We start from the raw sequence: 21,785 nt of genomic DNA on the forward strand, positions 1-21,785 counted from the left end.
GCCCGGTGTGAACGGCTGTCGCCGCCCGGATTCAGTGGCGGGCGTCTCATGAGGGACCCCGAGTTTGACCCTCTCCTGGCTGATCAGTACCCTCGTACAGTCACCCGTTGACGCGGTGTTGGCTGCCCGCTGCCCGGTCGAATCACCGATCCAGCGGGACCACCACGCAATGGGCGTTGTGCCGATGAAGACCAGTTTTCATCGCGACCACATACGTTTCACCGAACAGCTTCGGGCGCCGCCTGGCGCCCACCAACTCGAGGAGTGTTGACCGTGGCCAAGGGCAAGCGGACGTTCCAGCCGAACAACCGTCGTCGTGCGCGGGTCCACGGCTTCCGCCTCCGGATGCGCACCCGTGCCGGGCGCGCGATCGTGTCGGCGCGCCGTCGCAAGGGCCGCGCTTCTCTGACGGCCTGATCGCACGGCATCGGCATCGCCGCCATGCCTGACTCGTCGATCGTCTCGCTGCTTCCGTTCACCCGTTACGTGCTCGGACACTCGGGTGTTGCCTGAGCCGTACCGGCTGCATCATCGTGCCGACTTCTCCCGGACGGTGCGACGTGGCCGACGAGTCGGGAGACGGGACATCGTCGTGCATGTGGTGGTGCCGTCGGCATCGGCGGACATGAGATCCGACGATGCCGGGAGGTCCGACGATGCGGCGGCGCGATCGCTCGCACGCTTCGGTGGTCCTCGTTTCGGATTGATCGTCAGCAAGGCGGTGGGCACCGCGGTGGTACGACACCGCGTCGCCCGCCGCCTGCGTCATATCTGCGCCGGGGTCGTCGCCGATCTTCCGGTGGAGGCCGATGTCGTGATCCGCGCCCTCCCCGGTGCCGCGACCGCGACCGCGGCGGAGCTGGATCAGCAATTGCGTTCCGCGCTGCGGAAAATGTCCTTCGATCTCTCCGCCGCGCGGGTGGCTTCGAGTGATGCGTCATGAACCGCCTGCGCGTGGTGACGCGGCTTCCGGCGAATCTCGTGATCTTTGTGATCGAGCTGTACCGGACCTACGTCTCCCCCACCCGCATGCCGGTGTGCCGTTTCACCCCGACCTGTAGCGAGTACGCGGTGACGGCTCTGCGTACTCGCGGGCTGTTCGTCGGTCTCGGATTGACGGCCGTGCGTCTGGCCAAATGTGCGCCCTGGCACCCTGGTGGGTGGGACCCGGTTCCGGAACGGAAACGGGCTGCTGCCGAAGCGGCTCACGAGACGAGCCGGGCCCATGACGAGGCGGCTGAACACAAGTCTTGTAAAGGGTCGCCGCGCGCGGTGACCGGCGACACGACCGACGGGAGTACATAGAGCCGTGCTCGACTTCATCTATTACCCGGTGTCCTGGATCCTTTGGTTCTGGCACCGGATCTTCGGGTTCGTCTTCGGACTCGGAGATTTCGACAAGGGCGCCAGCAATGGGTTCGCCTGGGCGCTGGCAGTGGTGTTCCTGGTGTTCACCCTGCGCTTGGTGCTGTACAAGCCCTTCGTCAAACAGGTGCGCACCACGCGGCAGATGCAGGAACTGCAGCCGCAGATCAAGGAACTGCAGCGCAAGTACAAGAACGACCGCCAGAAGATGGCGGTCGAGATGCAGAAGCTGCAGAAGGAACACGGCTTCAACCCGCTGATGGGCTGTCTGCCGGTGCTGGCTCAGGTGCCGGTGTTCATCGGTCTGTACCACGTGCTGCGGTCGTTCAACCGCACCGGTAGTGGTATCGGCCAGCTACACATGACGCCCGAGCAGAACGCGATGACGCCGAACTACGTGTTCAGCGCGCACGATGTGCAGTCGTTCCTGAGCGCCCGTATCTTCGGTGCGCCGATCTCCGCCGCGATCACCTCCCCCAAGGCGACCCTGGACGCGTACGCGGATTACGGCGGCATCCCGCACGTATGGAATATGGTCGTCGTCGCGGTTCCGCTGATGATCATCGCCGGCCTCGCGACCCACTTCAACGCCCGCGCCTCGGTGGCACGCCAGAGTGCGGAGGCGGCGGCGAATCCGCAAGCCGCGCTGATGAACAAGTTGGCGCTGTGGGTCTTCCCGCTCGGTGTCGTCGTCGGTGGCCCCTTCCTGCCCATCGCGATCCTGCTCTACTGGGTGTCCAACAACATCTGGACCTACGGGCAGCAACATCTGGTGTTCGGGCGCATCGACAAGGAAGAACAGCAGAAGAAGGAAGAGGCGATCGAGCGGAAGGCGCAGAACGCGCCGAAGCCCGGTGCCAAGCCGACCGCGAAGAAGAAATCCGGCGCCGCCGAGACGTCGGCCGCCGACGCGGACAAGCCCGCGGCCGCGACCAACGGCACCGCCGCCGCTACGACTTCGGACTCCACGAGTTCGAGTTCGGCCAAGGCCGGTTCGGCCTCCGGCAAGTCGGGCTCGTCGGGTAAGTCACCAGGGCCCGGTAATCGCAAGCGATCCGGCAACAGAGGTCGAGCGAATCAGAAGCGACGTCGCTAGCGGATCCGATACGACGGATGATTCAGATTGAAGGAAACGACATATGACTGTTGAGACCGATGGAGGGGACGCCACTGTGGCCCTCGGTGTGCAGGATGATGCGGCGGCGGTGGACGACCGCGACGAGGCGACCGAACCGGATCCGACCGATGCCGAAGAGGCGTTGATCGAAGAGGGTGAGATCGCGGGCGACTATCTGGAGCAACTGCTGGACGTTCTCGACTTCGACGGCGATATCGATCTGGATGTCGAGGGCGACCGGGCGGTCGTAAGCATCGACGGCGGGCGGGATCTGTCGAAGCTCGTCGGTCGGCGCGGTGAGGTTCTGGACGCGCTGCAGGAATTGACCCGGCTGGCCGTGCAGCAGGCGACCGGTGTGCGCAGCCGCCTGATGCTCGACGTGGCCGGGTGGCGGGCCAAGCGTCGCGAGGAGCTGAGCGCGCTCGGAACCGATGCGGCGCGGCGCGTGGCGGAATCGGGTAAGCCCGAATCGCTGGCGGCGATGACTCCGTTCGAGCGCAAGATCGTTCACGATGCCGTGGCGGCCGTGGACGGTGTCGCGAGTGAGAGTGAAGGTGTCGAGCCCAACCGGCACGTGGTTGTGATCCCGGCCTGAGAATGTCGAATGGGTAAGGTAGGGCCCCCGGTTCATCGGACCGGGGGCCCTACTCTTTGTGTTGAGTGGCCTCTATGTGTTTAGTGGCGTTGATGGATTTCGACGGTCCGGAAGGATGTTTCACGTGGAACGAGGCGCGGGTGCCACACCTCAGCACTCCCCCGGCGGTGACTCCGTCGATCTGACGCCGCCCGCGGTGGCGGCCGAGGTATTCGGCGATCGTCTTCCGCTGGCCGAGCAGTACTGCGCCGCGCTGGCGACCGCGGGCGTCGAACGCGGTCTGATCGGACCGCGAGAGGTGCCGCGACTCTGGGATCGCCACATCCTCAACTGTGCGGTGCTGGGTGAGTTGATTCCCCTCGGGGCCTCCGTTGTCGATATCGGTAGCGGCGCCGGACTTCCCGGAATTCCACTCGGCATCGCGCGTCCGGATCTGCGCATCACACTCGTCGAGCCGTTGCTGCGGCGCACCAAGTTCCTGGCGGAGTTCGTCGAATCGGCGGGTCTCGAGATCACCGTGGTCCGCGGTCGTGCCGAACAGCCGGACGTCCGGAAGGAAGCGGGCGGCGCGGATTACGTGACTTCTCGTGCGGTCGCTCCCCTCGGCAAATTGGCGAAGTGGTCCCTGCCGCTGATTCACGAGCACGGCCATATGTTGGCGCTCAAGGGATCCAGCGTCGCCGAGGAGCTCGAGCGCGATCGGGTGGAATTGGCGCGCGCCGGCGCCGGCCACGCGACGATCCTCGAATGCGGCGTCGGCATCGTGACGCCCCCGACCGTGGTGCTCAGCGTGGAGCGTGTCCCGCGCGCGGAGAAGCGGGCGAACAAGGAAGCGAATCGACGCGCCCGAGGCGCACAGTAACTTTCGTTGTTTCATGTGAAACAACGCCCAGCGAAGCCGCATGCGACGCTCGCGACGAGTCATTCCGCGCGTGTCGCATAGTGATTGCCGCGGTTCAACTTCCGTATTCTGGCCGGTGCTGGCAAGCTAGTTGTCGTCGAGCGTGAGCGCGCGGTTTCGCGGTTCCCGGCAGCTCCGCGTTCTGCTTGTTCGAGCCATGCGGCGCCGGTGCTGCCTGGGCACGTGTCTGAAGTTCTCGGGGTTAGGAGCCTGTATGTCGAACCGTCCGGCGAATGTTTCACGGGAAACAACGTCCCGGGTGCCCGGAATGCTGGACAGCGGGGGCCTCGAGGGAGATGAATTCGCCAAGACCGCATTCGGAAATATCTCCGCCGCCGAAACCCCCATCGCCGCCGAGGCGCATCGCGCCAGCCAGGTCCTGCACCCCGGCTCGCTCAACCTCCCCAAGCCTCGCGAGCAACGCATCATCACCATCGCCAATCAGAAGGGCGGCGTCGGTAAGACGACGACGGCCGTGAATCTCGCTGCGGCGCTGGCGCTGCAGGGAATGACGGTGCTCGTCATCGATCTCGACCCGCAAGGCAATGCCAGCACCGCGCTCGGCGTGGAGCACCACTCCGGTGTGCCGTCGAGCTACGAGCTGCTGATCGGTGAGATCTCGGTGCAGGACGCGATCCAGCGCAGCCCGCACAACGAACGGCTGCTGTGCATTCCCGCGACGATCGATCTCGCGGGCGCCGAAATCGAATTGGTTTCCATGGTCGCCCGTGAGGGCCGATTGAAAGCCGCCATCCAAGAGGCCAACCTGGCGGGCTACGACATCGACTACGTCATGATCGACTGCCCGCCTTCTCTCGGCCTGCTGACCGTCAACGCGATGGTGGCGGCCAAGGAAGTGATGATCCCGATCCAGTGTGAGTACTACGCGCTGGAGGGCGTCGGCCAGCTGCTGCGCAATATCGGTCTGGTGCAGGCACATCTGAATCCGGAGCTGCACGTCTCGACCGTCGTCCTCACCATGTACGACGGCCGGACCAAACTCGCCGACCAGGTTGCCGAAGAAGTTCGCGGCCACTTCGGTGACGCGGTGCTGCGCTCGGTGATTCCGCGCAGCGTCAAGGTTTCCGAGGCGCCCGGCTACGGCATGACCGTGCTCGATTACGATCCTGGTTCCCGCGGCGCGATGAGCTATCTCGACGCGGGGCGGGAGATCGCGGCCCGCTCGGCCGTCGTCCAGAGCCGAGCGACGCCGGGCCGAGAAGGCACTGCGGTCGGTACGGCTGGTGCAGCACAGGAAAGGGGTCGATAGGCCGATGAGTCAGGCGAAGAAGGGTGGCTTGGGGCGCGGGCTAGCCGCGTTGATTCCGACCGGTCCTGCCGATGTGCAGGGACTCGGAAGTGCGGCAGCCAATGCGGTGATCGGACTCGATCCGATCGGCCCGCATCCCGCGTCGGCCTATCTGCATCGGGTTCCCGATGCGGCCGAGGAGTCGGGCGCCGGTGCGGTATATCGGGAGATTCCGCCGGATCAGATCGAGCGCAATCCGAAGCAGCCGCGGCAGGTCTTCGAAGAGGATGCGCTCGCCGAACTCGTCCATTCGGTGCGGGAATTCGGCCTGATGCAGCCGATCGTGGTGCGGGTGCTGGAGTCCTCCCCCACTCCGCGCTATCAGCTGGTGATGGGTGAACGGCGATGGCGAGCCTGCCAGGAAGCCGGCCTGGAGACCATCCCGGCGATCGTGCGCGAGACCACCGACGACGCCATGCTGCGCGATGCGCTGTTGGAGAATATCCACCGCGTGCAGCTGAATCCGCTCGAAGAAGCGGCGGCCTATCAGCAGCTGCTGGAGGAATTCGGCGTCACCCACGAGGAATTGGCGAACCGAATCGGCCGATCCCGACCAGTCGTCACGAATATGATTCGCCTGTTGAAGTTGCCGATTCCGGTGCAGCGACGGGTCGCGGCCGGCGTGCTGTCCGCCGGACATGCTCGCGCCCTGCTCGGGTTGGAAGCGGGCGCCGAGGCGCAGGAGCGGTTGGCCGAACGCATCGTCGCCGAGGGGTTGTCGGTTCGTGCGACCGAGGAGGCCGTCACTCTCGCGAACCGCTATCCCGAAGACGAAGTGAAGCCGACGCCCAAGCGGAGGCAGATCTACGCACCGGGGTTGGACAAGGTCGCCGAGCGATTGGCCAATTCGTTCGACACCAGGGTGACGGTGAGTATGGGCAAGAAGAAGGGCAAGATCGTTGTCGAGTTCGGTTCGGTCGACGATCTGGAGCGCATCGTCGGGCTGATGGAGCAACAACAGCTCTGACGAGACAGACCCCTGGGGTTCGGCGAGAAACGTCACTGTGACACCGCTGTTTTTCGCGCCGATCCGAATGTGCCGCGATCGATAAGGGATGGGAAATGAGGCGTTCGCTTTGATCGCATATTCTTGCTGGCGAGAAGATGTTGATGCGGCGTGAGCATAGATGAATCGGAAAGCTGGAGGCTGAGCAGAGCGGTGTCGACCAGCGTGACCGCACTAACCCTCGGCGGACTGGACAAACTTCCGGCACATGCGCGTCGATGCGTGTTCTGGGAGATCGACCCGGCCGTGGCGGCAGATTCCCGTGAATTCAGCGACCCCGTCTTCGAAAAAGAGGCGTGGTTGTCGACGGTGATGCTCGAATGGGGATCCTGCGGGCAGATCGCCATGGTCGACGGTCAGCCGGCCGGATGTGCGCTGTATTCGCCGCCGAGTGTGGTGCCGCGCGCGGCATTGTTCCCCACCTCCCCGGTGAGCCCGGACGCGGTCCTGCTGACCACGCTGCGGGCCGAACCGCCGCACAACGATGGAGACATTGCCCATCGGCTGATTCAGGCCGTCGTCGGCGATCTGATCCGTCGAGGTGTGCGAGCGATCGAGGCCTTCGGGATTCGCACCGATCCGGCCGCGACCGCGCTGCCGGCCCGCGGAGTGCGGTCCATGTTCTTCATGGAGCGCATCGACTCGCCGGGCCACGGTATCGCCTCCGCCCCCCGGCAGAAGGCAAACAGCGCCTGCTCGCCCGAAAGCTGCATGATCGATGCGGACTTCCTCGAGGACGTCGGATTCTCGGTGGTGGCACAACATCATCGGTTCCCGCGGCTGCGCCTGGAACTCGACAGCGATCATCTGTGGAAGGAAGACGTCGAACGCGCTCTGGACCAGCTGCTGGCCGCCGCCGCCATGCAGGCGCAGCCGGGCGTTCCCTGCCACTGACGCGCAAGAGGAAGGCGCCCCCGGAATCGAATTCCGGGGGCGCCTTCCTGAGATAGTCGGGAACTACATCCGATCGGCTGCGGCCAATTCCTCGGCCAACAGTTCGGCGAACGTATAAGTGCCGGTGGGCTGATCGTCCTGGCCGAGCAGATACAGCCGCTTGACCGAAATCAGAATGGCCTCCGCGATCACATCGCGCATCCGGGGATTGGTCAATACCGAGGCGTCGTAATCATTTGTCAGGTATCCGATATCGACCTGGACGGTCGGCATCTTCGTCAGTCGCAGCAGGTCCCAGGTGCGGGCGTGGGTGCGGCAGTCCTGCAACGAGGTTCGCGCCACGATCTCGCGCTGGATGAATCCCGCCAGCACCTGCCCGATCATCGACACCGAACCGTGCGAATTCCCGAAATGGAAACTGGCCACACCGCCCGCGGACGAACTGAGATTCGCCGCACACCGCAGCGAGATCATCAGATCCGCATCGAAGGTGTTCGAGGTCTCGGCGCGTTCGGCGTCGGTCGGGTTGGCGCCCCACGGGCGGGACAGGAACGTCTCCATACCGGTGGCGGCCATCCGGCCCTCCAGGCGGCTCGCCAGATCCCAGAGGATCTCCGACTCGTACACGTCGCCGAATTCCGTCGGCACGGCCAAACCCTTGTCCTCGCCGCCCATTCCGGGGTCGATGACGATGCGCTTCCCGGTCAGCTGCGGGCCGGCCCGGTGGACGACCTCCTCCTCGGCGATGCGATGCGGGTTCCCGCCGGTGACCCGCGCGCCGAGCAACTCCAGCGAACGCAGGGTGTCCGGACCGCAGATGCCGTCGGCGGACAGCCCGATCTCACGCTGGAAGGCGGTGAGCGCATCGTGGGTGTGCGGGCCGAAATAGCCGTCGATGCGATGGACGTAGAAGCCCAGATCCTGCAGGCGGCGTTGCAGGGTGGCGACGTCGTCGCCGTACAGCGGCGCCGAGAGCTGATAGATCAGGGTGCGGGCGCCGAGGCGATAGGAGGCCTCCTTCAGCGCACGATAGGTGGCGGGCCCGACGACGCCGTCGACCAACAGGCCGCGCTGCTGCTGGAAAGCACGTACGGCCGAATCGAGTTCACGATCGAAGGCGGCGTCGGAGTCCTTCCAGTACTCCCCCTGCCCACCGGACCGGTCGGTCCCGTGCGGGTGTGGATGGAATCCGAGACTTGCCAGGGTGCTCCGGACCTCAGCGACGGCTGGACCAGTATCGCCGTGACGAAGTCGGTGCATGCGTGAGAGCCCTTTCCTTCCGCCAACCCGGGTACCCACTTGTGCGATGGCACACACCCTCGCACGACCGGAGCGTCGGTCGATTGTCTCAGACCCGAGCCGTATTTCGGCAATTCTCCGGGTGCCGAAATAGTACACAGCCATCGGGTCCCGGAGTGCCTCCTGGTGAAACCGCATCGGGGCCCCGGGCGGGCACGCTCGCGACGTACCCTGACCCGGGGCCTCGACCGGAGAACTAGATGATGCCCTCGAGTTCGCGCAGCAGCGCGGCCTTACCCTTGGCGCCCACGATGCGCTTGGCTTCCTTACCGCCGGAGAACAGGATCATCGTCGGCAGAGCCATCACACCGTAGTCACGGGAGCTGGTGGGGTTGGCGTCGGCATCGACCTTCGCCACGGTGAGCTTGTCGCCGTGTGCCGCGGCGATCTCCTCCAGCACCGGGGCGACCATCTTGCACGGACCGCACCAGGAGGCCCAGAAGTCGACGAGTACCGGCTTGTCGCTGCCGAGCACATCCTGTTCGAAGGTGGCGTCGGTGACGGTCTTGGTGGCTGTTTCGGACATGGCGGAACTCCTAGCGATGTGCGGTGACGCGATATTCGAGAGCTTCGGGGCGGATCAGCCGGCGGTCACTTCCACCGGGTTGCCGGCGTTATCGAGGGTGTTGCTGGTGATGTCGCCCTTCTCGGCGAGCCAGCGCTCGGCGTCGATCGCCGAACGGCAACCCGTACCGGCGGCGGTAATGGCCTGGCGGTAGGTGTGATCGACCAGATCGCCGGCCGCGAAGACGCCGTCCACCGAAGTCGCGGTACCGGGCTCGCGCACCTTCACGTAGCCCTCGGCATCGAGATCGACCTGACCACGGACCAATTCGCTGCGCGGGTCGTGGCCGATCGCCACGAACAAGCCGGTGGCCGCCAGTTCGGAGGTTTCGCCGGTCTTGGTGTCGCGCAGGGCGAGGCTCGTCACGGCCGTGTCGCCGTGCACCTGGACCACCTCGGAGTTCAGGCGGAAGCGGATCTTCTCGTTGGCCTTCGCCCGCTCGAGCATGATGCGGGAGGCGCGGAATTCCTCGCGGCGGTGCACGATGGTCACGCTGGAGGCGAATTTGGTGACGAAGGTCGCCTCTTCCATCGCGGAGTCGCCACCGCCGACCACGACGATGTCCTGGCCCTTGAAGAAGAAGCCGTCACAGGTCGCGCAGGCGCTGACACCGCGGCCGAGCAGCTCCTGCTCCCCCGGTACGCCCAGGTAGCGGGCAGCCGAGCCCATGGCCAGGATGATCGCGTAGGCCTCATAGACCTCGCCGCCGACCGTGACCGACTTGATCGGGCCGGAGAGATCGATCGCCTCGACATCCTCGGTACGGATATCCGCGCCGAAGCGCTTGGCCTGCTCACGCATCTCTTCCATGAGATCGGGACCCATGATGCCGTCGCGGAAGCCGGGGAAGTTCTCCACCTCGGTCGTCGTCATCAGCGCGCCACCGAACTGGGTGCCCTCGAACAGCAGCGGTTCGAGCTCGGCCCGGGCAGCGTAGACCGCGGCGGTGTAGCCGGCGGGGCCGGAGCCGACAATGATCAGATCGCGTACAGGCGTGCTCATGATGCCCTTCCGAAGTGTGTTCAACAGGCGTGTCGGTCAACAACAGGGTAAACGTAGATGTTCCCGCCGCGACCGGCCGTACTCGAGGTCACGCCCGGGAACGTCGGCGTCGACGAGGCCGTCGCGCACCCCGAGCGCCGTCAGCCGATATCGCGCATCTCCAGGATCTGCGGATCCGCTGGGCTGCAACCGGTCCCGACGACTAGTGCGGTGATCTTGGGCGGACGCGGGCCGGTGAGCAGAATCAGCACGGCCGATCGACCGCGATATGTGACATTCGTCGAGCCGAGCACCGTGCGGTCGGGAACCGCGGCCTTCACGCAGCCGGCCATGGCCCCGGGGCCCGAGAGCGCGCCGGTGACGTCGTTGCGGCCCATGGCACTCAGCACGGCCGCGGAGGACAGCTCGTCGTCGAGGGCGACGGTGGCGCTGTGGTGGGCCGGCAGGGCCTTCGGGCTCACCGTGCGATCGGTCACCGCGTCCACGGCGACCAGGGTTCCGGCGATGACGGCCACCGCCGCCGCGGCCGCGGTGAACCAGCGCAGGCGCTTCGCGCGGTGACCGTCCAGCGAAATCGGCTCGCCCGGGTCCGCCACGCCGGGCACATCGGCGTCCTGCTCGAGTTGTTCCTCGAGCAGCGCCTCCTGCGGTACCGCGTCCAGAGCAGGCATCGGACGCGTCGAAGGTGGCTCGCCGCCCGATCCGTCGCCGTAGAGACGGTGGACGGTGGCGACCGGCTGCGGCTGCTCGCCACGCGACAACTCATCGAGGAGGGCGTCCAGCCGAGCCGCTACCTCGGTGGGGATCGGATGCAGGATGTGGTCGTCCAGGCTCAGCGCGCGTAACTCGGCGCTCACGCCGTCGAGCGAGTGCAGGAAACGAACGGCGTCGGGATCCCGGCGAACTTGGGGCCACAGCAGCTCGGCCTGCTCGGGAGGGACGTTGTCGGCGTGCAGATCGGCCAGCAGATCGGTGGAGAACGGAGGGTGCGGCACCGGACGGGCTGCCATCACACCTCCTGTGTCCGCTTCGTCGCCCCACAGCCCGGAACGGCGTCGCCGCGCGGCGAATTCGCCCTTGTCGTCCATCGCCTCTCCGGGTCCGGCCTCATGATGTAGCGCCTGTCATCGCAGCGGTGCGGCGGCAGGCACAACGAATAATTGTCCGTCTGTTAGTAATGACGCTTCTCGGCTACGTCCGGTTCCCCGGATTTCGCAGGAATTCCAATTCCTGTTCCAGCCGTTTACGGCCCCGGGCGCAGCGACTTTTGATCGTCCCCTCGGCGACGCCCAGCAACTGCGCCGCTTCCGCTACGGTATACCCTTCCATGTCGATCGCAACCAACGCTGCGCGCTGATCGGGCGGCAGTGTGAACAGCGCCGCGGCGACCACCATTTTCACCTCGCGCTGCGCGATGTCGTCGCGTTCCACCGCCGGTTCGGCCACCGACTCGTCCGACAGCGACGTCGCGGGGCGAGACTTGTTGCGCCGCATACGATCCAGGCACGCGTTGACCACGATGCGATGCAGCCAGCTGCGTACCTCCGCATCCCCGCGGAAGGTGGCGGCATTGCGATGCGCGGACAGCAGTGCGTCCTGCAGCGAATCCGCGGCATCCTCCGGAGTGCGGCAGGTGCGCAGCGCCAATTGCCAGAGCCGGTGGTAATGACGGCGGAACAGAATGCCGAAAGCATCGCGGTCGCCCGCGACATGGGCGGAAAGTAATTCGAAATCGGTGGTTTCGTCCGGATCGATCGAGCGACGACGGACAGCAGACGACTCCGGTGTCCCCCCACTGGCGATCGCTTCGAACGACACACAAACCCCTTGGACAGCGCTCACGGCGGCACGAAGTCCTACACCGGACAGGCCGCTAATTCCGCATCATCCAGGACCGAGACACCAGATCCCAGGAAGCTCCCCTGCTGAGAGCGCGCTGTGAATCATAACGTTTATTACGAATCGGTAGCAACCAGAGCGAGGCGATATGACGGGCCGGGAGGGTCGCCGGCCGCGAGGACACGGATCAGGAAGCTGCCTCGAAGCGAATGTCGCCGAGCGACGTCTGGAACTGGCCGCCGTTGTTGGCCAGCTGGGTGATCCAGATCAGCACGTAGCGAGCCGGCTGATCGGACTGCACGGGGATCGTGGTGGCGCCGTCGGCCAGGGTGGCCTGGCCGACGAGCTGGGTCTGGTCCAGGGTGGGCACCGCGGTGGGCGAGGTCCGCACCTCGACCACCGTGCCCGGTGACGCGGAATCGATGACGACCTTGCTCACCTTGCTGGGGCCGGGCAGCGTCGCGAGCACCCCGACCCCCTTCTTCAGAGCCGGAAACTGCTGGAAGTACTGATCGGTGTGCCAGGTGGTGGTCGGATTTCCGTCGAGCAGCGCCGACACGTTGCCGGGACTGTCCGGGGTGCCCTCCGGGGAGTACACCGCGACGCCCGTGGCCTGCAGCGGAAGTCCGGCGGCCGTGGTCGGCGCGGGTCCCGCGGGCTGCGCGGCCGGCGTTGTCGGTGCGACGCTGGCCGTGGTCAGGCCCAGTTTGCGTTGTTCGTTGAGCGGTTCGTCGGCCGAGCCCGGGGCGAAGATGCTCAACAGCCACCAGATGATCACGCCGACCACCAGCGCCGCGAGCACACCCAGGCCGACCAGGATCCACAACATTCGCTGCGACCGCTCCCGCTCGGCGGCGAGCAGTTCCGGATCGGCGAGGGTTTCGTCCGGATTCGCCACGGCACGCTGGCCCAGGCGCAGGACCGGGATGAAGTCGGTCTTCTGGTCGACGACCGAGGCCTGCTCGAGCACGTGCTGCACGGTCGCCGCCGTCCGCACGCCCTTGTCGGCCTCGAGCGAGCGGACCGCCACCGCGGAGATCTCGAACGGCACCTCGGGACGAATCTGACGCGGTTCCACGGGAGAACCGTCGCTGCCGAAATCGGCTAGCTTCAGCCCGCCGACGGTCGCCGCGGATCCGGAGACACCGCCGGTGCGGATCGGCCAGCGAGCGGTGATCAGCGCGTACAGCATCGCGCCGAGCCCCCGCACATCCGATTGCGCGTCGGAATCGGCCAGGGTGCCGGGGAAGGCCAGCACCGCATCGCCGGACGCGCTGATACGCACCCGGTCCGGATGGTCGATCGACAACGAACCGCCGCCGCGATGGGCCAGTTCGGCCGCCGCGGCGAGGGCACGGATGGCCCGCGCCGCGCCGATCGGCGAGGGCATGGTCTCGGCCATCTCCCGCAGCGAGCGGCCGGGAGTCCACTCCGCGACCACGATGCCGCCGGAACTACCGCGCACCACATCGAGCACGCGGGCCAGGCCGGACGAGTTGATCCGGCCCAGGCGCAGCGTGCGCGAAAGAATGGCCTGCGGCCCGTCGTGGCCGGGATTGTCGGTGGCCTTCTGATCGGCATCGACGAAGGTGAGCGCGACCTCGCGGTCCAGTTTCACATCCAAGGCCTGCCAGAACCGCAGTCCGCGCGCGCCGCCATGGTCGGCGAGCAGCCGATAGCGACCACCCGCCACGGAGGCGCCCGGAATCAGTTTGGGACCGCGCGGCACCCGCCGGGACGGCGGTTCCACCCGCATCGGGGGCATCTCCGGCGAACCGACCGGCAGCATGCCGGTGTCGTAGGCCGGATCCCGCGGCGGCACAGCGCCGGGCGGCACCGCTTCCGCACCGTTGCCGCTCACCGCGTCGGCGGCGTTCGGTGCGTCGGGGACATACCCGTCCACACCGGCTTCGGCGTCGGGCGCCGCAGCGGCGGTCGACGCTTCCGTATGGTCGGATGCGGATTCCGGAGTGCGGTCGGCCGGCGGAACACTCCCGGGCGGGACGTCGTCGGTGCGCACTGCGCCTGCCGCCTCGGCAGCCTCGGCGGAAGGCTGACCCTCCGCCGCGTCGTCGCTCACCCTCGCTCCTCCTTCGCCCTGATATGTCGAAGTCCGTTGTGCCGGTGTAGCACCGGCATTTGCGTTTCTCTGCCGAACAGGGTACGGGAACTCGCCCTGGCCGGTGCGGTCAACCGCACCAGGACGAATTACCGGCAACACCATGGTCTGGGCGTCGGTATACGGGTCGTAGCGGTAGTAATACGGAGCGGCGAGGTCCGGACGCGGCAGCACCATCGTGTCGTGCGTATCGACCGCGGTGTCGTCCAGGCCGAGGTCCGGCGCCGGCGGGGTGAAGCCGAGGCGCCGCGACACCGCGACCGTGAGCGCGACGATCTCCGGAACACCCGCCAGGCGCATCAGCCCGAAGGCGACGCCGAACATGACGATCGCGTCCAGGCCGACCCGCAGTACCGAGGCGAGGCCGCCGTCGAGCCGGGACAGGCCCAGCACCTGATCGATGATCAGTGTCACCGCCGCGCCGGCCACCGAGGCCAGCACCACGCGGGTGACGGTCCGGCCGACATTGGCCATCCGCAGATCGCCGAGACTGCGATGCAGCAGCCAGCCGCCGATCACCGCGCCGGTCACGAAGCCCAGACCGTTGGCCACACCCAAGGCGATGACGACGTGATCCTCACTGAAGAACACCGGTGTGAGCAGCGACAACACGATCTTGACGCCGGTGATGCCGAGGATGATCCAAGTCGGTGTCCAGGCCTGTTCCCGCGCGTAGAACACCCGCAGATGAATCAGCACCAGCGCGTAGGGAATCAGCGTGAACGCCGACCAGGAGACCGCCTCGCCCAGGCGGCCCGCATCCGAACTGCCGAAATGGCCGTATCCGTACAGCGCCTGGCCGATCTGCGGACCCGCGATGGTGAGGAAGGTGACCACCGGGACCAGCGAAATCATGGTCAGACGGGTGGCGACGCCGAGGTCGTCGACCACCGCCGGATTGTCGTCGGCGGCGGCATTGCGGCTCAGGCGCGGCATGATCGCGGTCAGCAGCGTCACGCCGAGCACGCCGTACGGCAGTTGCAGCAGCAGCCAGGCGTTCTGATAGATGGTCGGGCCCGCGACGTCGGCATGCGAGGAGACCCGGGTGGCGATGGTCCAGCCGATCTGGCTGATGAACACGTACAGGATGATGGCCGCGCCCATCCCGGCGAACTGCTTGAGCCGGGCGTCCACCCCCCACAGTGGGCGCAGATCGATCCCCAGCCGCCGGATGGCCGGCAGCAGGCTCACCATCTGAACGATGACACCGACGGTCACACCGACGCCGAGGACCAGCAGCTTCGGATCGCTCATCCGGACCGGATCGAGGCTGATCTCTCCCGGCGTGACCGCGTACAGGGTCAGGATCGCCAGCACGACCACGTTGTTCAGCACCGGCGCCCAGGCACCCGGTTTGAACACCTGATGGGTGTTCAGGATCGCCATGAGCAGGCCCGACATCCCGTAGAAGAGGATGGCCGGCAGCAGCAGGAAGGCGAGCGCCGTGGTCAGCGCGGTATTCACCTTGCCGTCGTGGGACAGGAAGATATGGGTGGTCATCACCGGTGCCGCGGCGACGGCCAGGACGGTGCCGATGGCCAGCACCGTGAATGCCGCGGTGACCAAGCGGCGGACGAAGGCGGCGCCGCGGTCGGCATCCTCCTTCTCCGCGCGGACCAGCGTCGGCACCACGATGGCGGTGAGCACCGCGCCGAGCAGCAGCTCGGAGATCATGGTCGGGATCGTGCTGGAGACCGTGAACGCACTGGCGATGGCCGGGCCGAGCACGGTGACGAGCAACAGCTGCTTGACGAAGCCGGTGATGCGGCTGACCAGCGTGGCGACCGCGATGGACCCGGAATCGCGGACCAATCGCGAAGTCGACGAGTCTTCCGGCTCCTGCTCGATGACGGCCTGCTGGGCGGTGCGCGGACCGGCCGAATCGCTGCGCGCGCGTGTCGGCCGTGCCGAATCCGGGCGCGCAGCAGCCGGACGCTCCCCGGCCGGCCGGCGACGCGGCTCCGCCTCGGAGGGCGGGATGTGGCGTGGCATCGCCCGCTCCGCGCGGGGTGCGCGCGGAACCTGGTCGACCGGACCGCTCGGCGGGCCCGGCGGATAGGGCCGCCGCGGATCCGGGCGTTGCGCGTCCCGGCGTGGGATCTCCCGGTTCCGGGACTCGCGGTACTGAGGGTCGCGGAACCGAGATTCCGGATTCGGGGGCTCGGCCGGCGGGCGCGGGTCGCGCTGCGGCGGACGGGGCCGTCCCGGCGGCGAGCCGTCCTGCGGCGGGCGAGCACCCCGCTGATCCGTCGGGGGGACTTGACGGAACGGTTCGCTCGGCGGTGCATTCGGCGGCAGTGGCTGCCGCGGCGCGTTCGGCGGCGTCTGGCGCAGGGGCGCGCTCGGCGGGCTCTGCCGGCGCGGCGGATTCTGCGGTCCCGGATAGCGGTCGGGTGAACTCGGCGGTGCCGGACGGGGCGATGCCCCCGGCGGAACCTGGCGCGGGCCGGCACCCGGAGTCTGGCGCAGGGGGGCGCTCGGCGGCGACTGCCGGCGCGGCGGCGGGGTGGGTCGTGCTCCGTTCGGGCCGGGCGTCCGGCCCGCGGGGGGTACCTGCGGAATCGGGCCACTCAGTGGCCGCCGCGGATCGGCCGGATCGGGCCGGGCGTCGTTCGGCGGTACGCGGTGCGGCGGCGTCCCGGTGGGCGCGACACCGTTGGCGCCCGAGGGCGGCATCGAGGGATCGGGACTCAGCCGACGCGGTCCACGCTCCCACGGCGCGGCGGGCGCGCGTCGCGGAAACTGCTCGTCGTCGGCCTGATCGGGCACGACGGGGCCGTCGTACTCGGTCACCGGACCTCCGGTCTGCTCGGCATTCGGGCTGGCCCGTGAATCACCCGGTCGGCACAGTAAGCCGCTGCGCGATTGTCGCTCACTGTGCCCCGTGACCTGCGGGACACCCGCACCCGGTCGGCACAGTAAGCCGCTGCGCGATTGTCGCTCACTGTGCCCCGTGACCTGCGGGACACCCGCACCCGGTCGGCACAGTAAGCCGCTGCGCGATTGTCGCTCACTGTGCCTCCTCTTCCTGCAGTACTCGTTTGCGGGCGCGCAGGTATCGGTTGAGCCTGCGTCGTTTTCCCGGGTCCAAACCCTTGTCGGCCGGATCGGGCTGTCCCCGGAAGCGGCGCCACAAGCGGCGACCGGCGAGCAGGAACAGCAGTGCACCGGCACATGCGGTAATTATCGCCAACGCTTGACCGTAAGCGTTCGAACGTACCGAAACCGAGGTGGCATTGCCGAGAGGCACTCCGGCCGGTGTGGTAAGGGATATCGGAATCACCAGGTTACGGCTGTCGCTCACCTTGGTCGGAATCTGGAACGACCGAGTACCCTCCGCCGGAAGCTGCTGCTCACCGATATCGGTGATATTCGTCTCGGCGGGTGCCCCGATCTTGAACCGGATCCGGATCGCGACCGGCAGATCGTTGCGCGCGACCAGCAGCAGCGGGCTCTGCTCCGAGGCCAGCGTGTACACCCCGCCCGGCGGCAGCACGCTCACCGAGGAGAACAGCCCGTCCATGGTCCGGGTGGTCTGTTCGAGTCGTCGTTGCGCGGCGGTGTCGGCCTGTGAATCGGTGCCGGTGCGGTCCGAGAGCGTCAGCACCCGGATGAGATCGTCGCGCAACGGTGTGAGGAACGTCCGCGGTGTCGGCTCCTGCTGGGGGATCTCCACCAGGGCGCTCATCAGATCGTCGATCCGATGTTCCTGCTGCCCGACCGGCGCGACGAACTGATCCGGCACCGCCTGTGCCGCCGCGTCACCGGAGTAGTCCAGGTCGTACGGGCGCGGATCGACCGGCTGGGCGAGCAGGTCGGCGAAGGAACGCGGTGTCGCCAGACCACTGCGGAACATCAGCTCCAGGTGCGAGAGCAACGCTCCGGCCTCGTCGCGGTCGGCGCCCCACTGTTGCGGCGGCATCAGGAGGGTGGCGCGGGGACGGGTCTCGGTCGTATTCAGCACCGGCCAGCTCAGCGCGCCCAGGGCGTCCTGCAGTCGAGCGGTGCGGGAGTCGTTGGTGACGGCGTACCGGACCCGGTCGGGAGTGAACGCCGGAGTCGGCGGATTCGACCCGACCGCGGCCAGCGCGGTCGCCGACCACATGTCGAAGGTCGCGACCTTCAACCCGGAATCGGGCGCCGGCGGCGCGGCGTCGGGTTTGGCCGGTGCGGCGGCCGGCAGGCGCACCATCTCCGGTACCACCGGCGTGATGTCCGCGGCGACGGAGGCGGTACTGCGCACCGTCGCCTCACCGCGCCCGGAACCCGTTGCGGTGCTGACGGAACCGCCCTCGGCCACCGCATTCCCGGAGAGGACGGCGGTGGTGAAACCGCGCTCGGTCAGCATGGTCGCGGCATCGGATCCGATGGCTCCGGAAGCGGGCAGACTCACCCCGCGCACGGATTTGACCGACAGCAGCGAATCGACGATATCGGCGGGCGCGGTGAGCGCGCGGGCGAGGAGATCGGCATCGTGCACGCCGGCCAGCGCGGTCGGGTCGACCTGCGCGAACGGCAGCGCCACCGTGCACATCGTCGGCGCCAGCGCACGCAACCGGTCGAGCCACGCCCGCGCGGCCTGCGGACCGGTGCCGTCGCGCGTGGGCCCGTCCGGATCGGAGGGGGAGGCCAGTACCCGATACCCCTCGGTCATCTTCGACACGGTGAGCAGCAGGTCCGGGTCCACGGCCAGGCACAGCGATCCAGCCAGCCCGGGACCCGCGCGGCCGGAATCGTGCGAGGGGTCGGGTCGCAGCGCCGACTCCAGCGCCGAGACCAGCTGATCCAAGCGGCCGCCCGCGGCCAGTTCCCCGGCCAGTTCGTCGTCGGTGAGCAGCACCTTGCCGTCCACCGAACCGGGGATGCCGGCGACCATGCGGGGCCGGTCGGCCAGCGGCCACAGCATAGTGGTCGCCACCGGCGGCTGCGGTGCGGCCGGAACGGGTTGTGCCCCCTCCGCCGCGGCATCGGCACCGTTCGGCAGGGCGGGCAGGCCGAGCACCGGCAGCAGGAACCGCGCATCGTCGAGGTGCGCCTGATTGCCGTAGGCCGGTTCGCCGTTCACATTCAGCAGGAGCGGATACACACCCGGTTCGGTGATGCCGAGCGAGTCCGTGACCGGCGGATTGGCGGCCGCGTTGGACATGCCCTCGCGCACCCCGATCCGCAGGGTGAACTGTTTGCGCTGTCCGGGCCCCAATTGGTCGGTGACGTCCTGGAACTGCGCGCTGACCGGGAAGTTCGATTGATCCTGGCGCAGCGTGGACCGCAGTTCACCCGGTTCGGCGATGGCCGCCCCACGCTGCACTCGCACACTGACGTCGTCCACCACCCGGTCGCCGATATTGGTCACCGTGCCGGTCAGCGCGAGGACCGAATCGCTGGTGGTGGTGATCGTGCTCGGCGACACCGAATCGAGAGTGAGTTTGAGGAATTTCGGCGCGGCGGTCGAACCTCCCGACCCGGACGGCTGCGCATGACTCGACCCGGCCGACGGCACGCTCAATACGGCGAGCGCCAGCGAGACGAGCAGTAGCACCCAGCGGTGCCCACTGCGACTCGCACGCGTCATTGTCTGCCGCTCTCCATCCGATCTATCAGCCGATTCGCGACCTCGGCCAGACGCCGTTCGTCGGCGTAGGCGAGCCGGGAATCGAGTTCGCTCAACGGCACCCAGGCCACCTTGGTGACCTCGACGTCGGCATCGGAGAGCTCACCCCCCAACGACCGCATCAAGTAATGGTGCACGGTCTTGTGTACCCGACGGCCTTCGGTGACGAACCAGTAGTCGATACTTCCCAGTTCCGCGACCACCCGGCCGTTGATCCCGGTCTCCTCGGCGACCTCCCGGACGGCGGTCTGTTCGGCCGTCTCCCCCTCTTCGATATGGCCTTTCGGCAGCGACCACAGCAACCGGCCGCGGCGGTCGGTGCGCCCGATGAGCGCGGCGCAGCGCTGGTCGGCGGGCCCGTCGAGTCCGTCGACGACCAATCCGCCCGCGGAGGTTTCCCGGACGGTGCGCATGCGAGGTTTCGCCGCATTACCGGCCGAACCGCGGCGCCGGGGCTGGCGGCGTCGACTGTTCGCGCGATCGGCCGGAGACACCGGGTCAGTCTAGCCGCGCCGGATCGATGCACTGAACGTGTTCGATGCCGAGTGTCATGCCGCACCGCGGTGGTGGTGTCCGTCCGGTCCGGGCGGGTACCGGCGGGTGGGCACCAACTAAGCTGCGTTCGGCGTGGTTTCGCCGAAGTCCGTTGACGCAGAAGTGGAGGACGGCACACAAGTGAAAGGAAGGGCCGTGTCCGACCCCGACGATGACCGCCGGACACGATTGCTTGCCGCGGCGGCGATCACCCTGGGCCGGCTCTCGGATGTGCTGACTCCGCTGGGCGGTCTGTTCGCCGCGCGCGGCCACGAGCTGTACCTGGTCGGCGGCAGCGTGCGCGACGCGGTGCTGGGGCGGCTGGGCACCGATCTGGACTTCACCACCGACGCCCGGCCCGAGGTCGTGCTGGAGATCGTGCGCGGCTGGGCCGACAATCTGTGGGACACCGGCGGTTTGGCGTTCGGCACGGTGAGCGCGTCGAAATCGGGCTGGCAGCTGGAGATCACCACCTTCCGCAGCGACAGCTACGACCGCGTCTCCCGTAACCCCGAGGTCACCTTCGGCGACAGCCTCGAGGGTGATCTGGTGCGCCGCGACTTCACGGTCAACGCGATGGCCGTGCGTATCGGCCCGGCCGGTGATCTGGAATTCGTCGATCCGCTCGACGGCATGGACGCATTGCTGGCCGGCGTGCTGGATACGCCTGCGGCGCCGGAGGATTCGTTCAACGACGATCCGCTGCGCATGCTGCGCGCGGCCCGCTTCGTCTCCCAGCTCGGCTTCGAGGTGGCGCCGCGGGTGCGGGTGGCAATCGCGCTGATGGCCGACGAGATCCGCCGCATCACCGCCGAACGGGTGCGTACCGAACTGGACAAGCTGATCGGCGGTCAATATCCCACCGACGGCATCGACATCATGTGCGAGACCGGGCTGGCCGAACGGGTGCTGCCCGAGGTTCCGGCGATGAAGCTGGAGATCGATGAACACCATCAGCACAAGGACGTCTATCAGCATTCGCTGACGGTGCTGCGCCAGGCCATCGATCAGGAGCAGGGCGATCCGGATCTGGTGCTGCGCTGGGCCGCGCTGCTGCACGACATCGGCAAACCGCCGACCAAGCGCAACGAGCCCGCCGGCGGTGTCAGTTTCCATCACCATGAGGTCGTCGGCGCGAAAATGGTGCGAAAGCGCATGCGCGCCTTGAAATATCCGAAGCAGTTCACCGAGGACGTGGCGCGGCTGGTGTACCTGCACCTGCGTTTCCACGGCTACGGCAAGGGCCAGTGGACCGATTCGGCGGTGCGCCGCTACGTCACCGATGCCGACGACCTGCTGCCGCGGCTGCACAAACTGGTGCGCGCGGACTGCACCACCCGCAACAAGCGCCGCGCCGCACTGCTGCGCTCGACCTACGACGATCTGGAGGCCCGGATCGAACGCCTGCAGCAGGAGGAGGATCTGCAGCGGGTGCGCCCGGACCTGGACGGCAACGCGATCATGGAACTGCTCGGCCTGGAGCCGGGACCGCAGGTCGGCCGCGCCTGGCGCTATCTGAAGGAACTGCGGCTGGATCGCGGTCCGCTCACCCGCGACGAGGCCGAGGCCGCGCTGCTCGAATGGTGGAACGCGGGCGGACAGTAGCGCCGCGGAACCGGACTCGGCGGT

The 21,785-nt window shown here is 67.5% G+C and carries 18 protein-coding genes; 10 read left to right on the forward strand and 8 right to left on the reverse strand.

Features of this window, described 5'->3' with window-relative positions:
• The first annotated feature begins 273 nt into the window (after positions 1 to 273).
• The 9 genes from rpmH to IRT45_RS26615 all read left to right on the forward strand — a co-directional run bounded on the left by rpmH (position 274) and on the right by IRT45_RS26615 (position 7,187).
• Positions 274 to 417 (forward strand): 50S ribosomal protein L34, encoded by a 144-nt coding sequence (gene rpmH, locus IRT45_RS26575; protein WP_006550910.1) that lies wholly within the window; start codon positions 274 to 276, stop codon positions 415 to 417.
• A gap of 85 nt (positions 418 to 502) precedes the next feature.
• A complete protein-coding gene (rnpA, locus tag IRT45_RS26580) occupies positions 503 to 943 on the forward strand; it encodes a ribonuclease P protein component (RefSeq protein WP_194808602.1) in 441 nt (146 codons plus the stop codon).
• Positions 940 to 1,305, forward strand: coding sequence for a membrane protein insertion efficiency factor YidD (gene yidD / locus IRT45_RS26585; RefSeq protein WP_194808603.1), 366 nt, complete (start codon positions 940 to 942; stop codon positions 1,303 to 1,305). The genes rnpA and yidD overlap by 4 nt, the downstream gene beginning before the upstream one ends.
• A gap of 4 nt (positions 1,306 to 1,309) precedes the next feature.
• On the forward strand, positions 1,310 to 2,461 hold the full coding sequence (gene yidC, locus IRT45_RS26590; RefSeq protein WP_194808604.1) for a membrane protein insertase YidC: 1,152 nt from the start codon (positions 1,310 to 1,312) through the stop codon (positions 2,459 to 2,461).
• Positions 2,462 to 2,504: 43 nt separating this feature from the next.
• Positions 2,505 to 3,077 (forward strand): protein jag, encoded by a 573-nt coding sequence (locus tag IRT45_RS26595; RefSeq protein ID WP_210743953.1) that lies wholly within the window; start codon positions 2,505 to 2,507, stop codon positions 3,075 to 3,077.
• Positions 3,078 to 3,192: 115 nt separating this feature from the next.
• Positions 3,193 to 3,939 carry a 16S rRNA (guanine(527)-N(7))-methyltransferase RsmG gene (gene rsmG / locus IRT45_RS26600; RefSeq protein WP_194808605.1) on the forward strand — a complete coding sequence of 249 codons (747 nt, stop codon included), beginning with the start codon at positions 3,193 to 3,195 and terminating at the stop codon, positions 3,937 to 3,939.
• 307 nt (positions 3,940 to 4,246) lie between these two features.
• Positions 4,247 to 5,248 (forward strand): ParA family protein, encoded by a 1,002-nt coding sequence (locus IRT45_RS26605; RefSeq protein ID WP_228535174.1) that lies wholly within the window; start codon positions 4,247 to 4,249, stop codon positions 5,246 to 5,248.
• A 4-nt stretch (positions 5,249 to 5,252) separates the two neighbouring features.
• The gene (locus IRT45_RS26610) at positions 5,253 to 6,254 is read left to right on the forward strand and encodes a ParB/RepB/Spo0J family partition protein (protein WP_194808606.1); all 1,002 of its coding nucleotides are present in this window, start codon (positions 5,253 to 5,255) and stop codon (positions 6,252 to 6,254) included.
• Positions 6,255 to 6,446: 192 nt separating this feature from the next.
• Positions 6,447 to 7,187: a GNAT family N-acetyltransferase gene (locus IRT45_RS26615; protein WP_194808607.1), complete on the forward strand. Its 741-nt coding sequence runs from the start codon at positions 6,447 to 6,449 to the stop codon at positions 7,185 to 7,187.
• Between the two features lie 63 nt (positions 7,188 to 7,250).
• On the opposite strand, the gene IRT45_RS26620 is transcribed toward IRT45_RS26615, so the two are convergent.
• The 8 genes from IRT45_RS26620 to IRT45_RS26655 form a co-directional block, all read right to left on the reverse strand.
• Positions 7,251 to 8,447, reverse strand: a complete 1,197-nt coding sequence (locus tag IRT45_RS26620) for an N-acetylmuramoyl-L-alanine amidase (RefSeq protein WP_194808608.1) — start codon at positions 8,445 to 8,447, stop codon at positions 7,251 to 7,253.
• A gap of 235 nt (positions 8,448 to 8,682) precedes the next feature.
• A complete protein-coding gene (gene trxA, locus IRT45_RS26625) occupies positions 8,683 to 9,012 on the reverse strand; it encodes a thioredoxin (protein WP_030514055.1) in 330 nt (109 codons plus the stop codon).
• Between the two features lie 54 nt (positions 9,013 to 9,066).
• Positions 9,067 to 10,053, reverse strand: coding sequence for a thioredoxin-disulfide reductase (gene trxB / locus IRT45_RS26630; RefSeq protein WP_194808609.1), 987 nt, complete (start codon positions 10,051 to 10,053; stop codon positions 9,067 to 9,069).
• A 140-nt stretch (positions 10,054 to 10,193) separates the two neighbouring features.
• Positions 10,194 to 11,063 carry a hypothetical protein gene (locus IRT45_RS26635; RefSeq protein WP_194808610.1) on the reverse strand — a complete coding sequence of 290 codons (870 nt, stop codon included), beginning with the start codon at positions 11,061 to 11,063 and terminating at the stop codon, positions 10,194 to 10,196.
• A gap of 181 nt (positions 11,064 to 11,244) precedes the next feature.
• A complete protein-coding gene (gene sigM, locus IRT45_RS26640) occupies positions 11,245 to 11,808 on the reverse strand; it encodes an RNA polymerase sigma factor SigM (RefSeq protein ID WP_063008932.1) in 564 nt (187 codons plus the stop codon).
• A 271-nt stretch (positions 11,809 to 12,079) separates the two neighbouring features.
• Positions 12,080 to 16,003, reverse strand: coding sequence for a murein biosynthesis integral membrane protein MurJ (gene murJ, locus IRT45_RS26645; RefSeq protein WP_228535166.1), 3,924 nt, complete (start codon positions 16,001 to 16,003; stop codon positions 12,080 to 12,082).
• A 1,018-nt stretch (positions 16,004 to 17,021) separates the two neighbouring features.
• Positions 17,022 to 19,583, reverse strand: a complete 2,562-nt coding sequence (locus IRT45_RS26650; RefSeq protein WP_194808611.1) for a DUF6049 family protein — start codon at positions 19,581 to 19,583, stop codon at positions 17,022 to 17,024.
• On the reverse strand, positions 19,580 to 20,116 hold the full coding sequence (locus tag IRT45_RS26655) for an NUDIX hydrolase (RefSeq protein WP_062966410.1): 537 nt from the start codon (positions 20,114 to 20,116) through the stop codon (positions 19,580 to 19,582). The genes IRT45_RS26650 and IRT45_RS26655 overlap by 4 nt, the downstream gene beginning before the upstream one ends.
• A gap of 196 nt (positions 20,117 to 20,312) precedes the next feature.
• Here IRT45_RS26655 and IRT45_RS26660 point away from each other — a divergent pair, with 196 nt between their 5' ends.
• Entirely contained in the window at positions 20,313 to 21,761 is a 1,449-nt protein-coding gene (locus IRT45_RS26660; RefSeq protein ID WP_194808612.1) for a CCA tRNA nucleotidyltransferase, read from the forward strand.
• Positions 21,762 to 21,785: the final 24 nt, after the last annotated feature.

Origin of the sequence: Nocardia sp. BSTN01, from assembly GCF_015354405.1 — a bacterium.
In the GTDB taxonomy this organism is placed as follows: domain Bacteria; phylum Actinomycetota; class Actinomycetes; order Mycobacteriales; family Mycobacteriaceae; genus Nocardia.

Excerpts from the sequence above, each read along its gene's own strand:
- trxA (WP_030514055.1), bottom strand. The coding sequence starts at position 9,012 with ATGTCCGAAACAGCCACCAAGACCGTCACCGACGCCACCTTCGAACAG.
- IRT45_RS26595 (WP_210743953.1), top strand. The coding sequence starts at position 2,505 with ATGACTGTTGAGACCGATGGAGGGGACGCCACTGTGGCCCTCGGTGTG.
- IRT45_RS26605 (WP_228535174.1), top strand. The coding sequence starts at position 4,247 with ATGCTGGACAGCGGGGGCCTCGAGGGAGATGAATTCGCCAAGACCGCA.
- IRT45_RS26635 (WP_194808610.1), bottom strand. The coding sequence starts at position 11,063 with ATGGCAGCCCGTCCGGTGCCGCACCCTCCGTTCTCCACCGATCTGCTG.
- IRT45_RS26610 (WP_194808606.1), top strand. The coding sequence starts at position 5,253 with ATGAGTCAGGCGAAGAAGGGTGGCTTGGGGCGCGGGCTAGCCGCGTTG.
- murJ (WP_228535166.1), bottom strand. The coding sequence starts at position 16,003 with ATGCCACGCCACATCCCGCCCTCCGAGGCGGAGCCGCGTCGCCGGCCG.
- trxB (WP_194808609.1), bottom strand. The coding sequence starts at position 10,053 with ATGAGCACGCCTGTACGCGATCTGATCATTGTCGGCTCCGGCCCCGCC.
- IRT45_RS26620 (WP_194808608.1), bottom strand. The coding sequence starts at position 8,447 with ATGCACCGACTTCGTCACGGCGATACTGGTCCAGCCGTCGCTGAGGTC.
- yidD (WP_194808603.1), top strand. The coding sequence starts at position 940 with ATGAACCGCCTGCGCGTGGTGACGCGGCTTCCGGCGAATCTCGTGATC.
- rsmG (WP_194808605.1), top strand. The coding sequence starts at position 3,193 with ATGTTTCACGTGGAACGAGGCGCGGGTGCCACACCTCAGCACTCCCCC.
- IRT45_RS26650 (WP_194808611.1), bottom strand. The coding sequence starts at position 19,583 with ATGACGCGTGCGAGTCGCAGTGGGCACCGCTGGGTGCTACTGCTCGTC.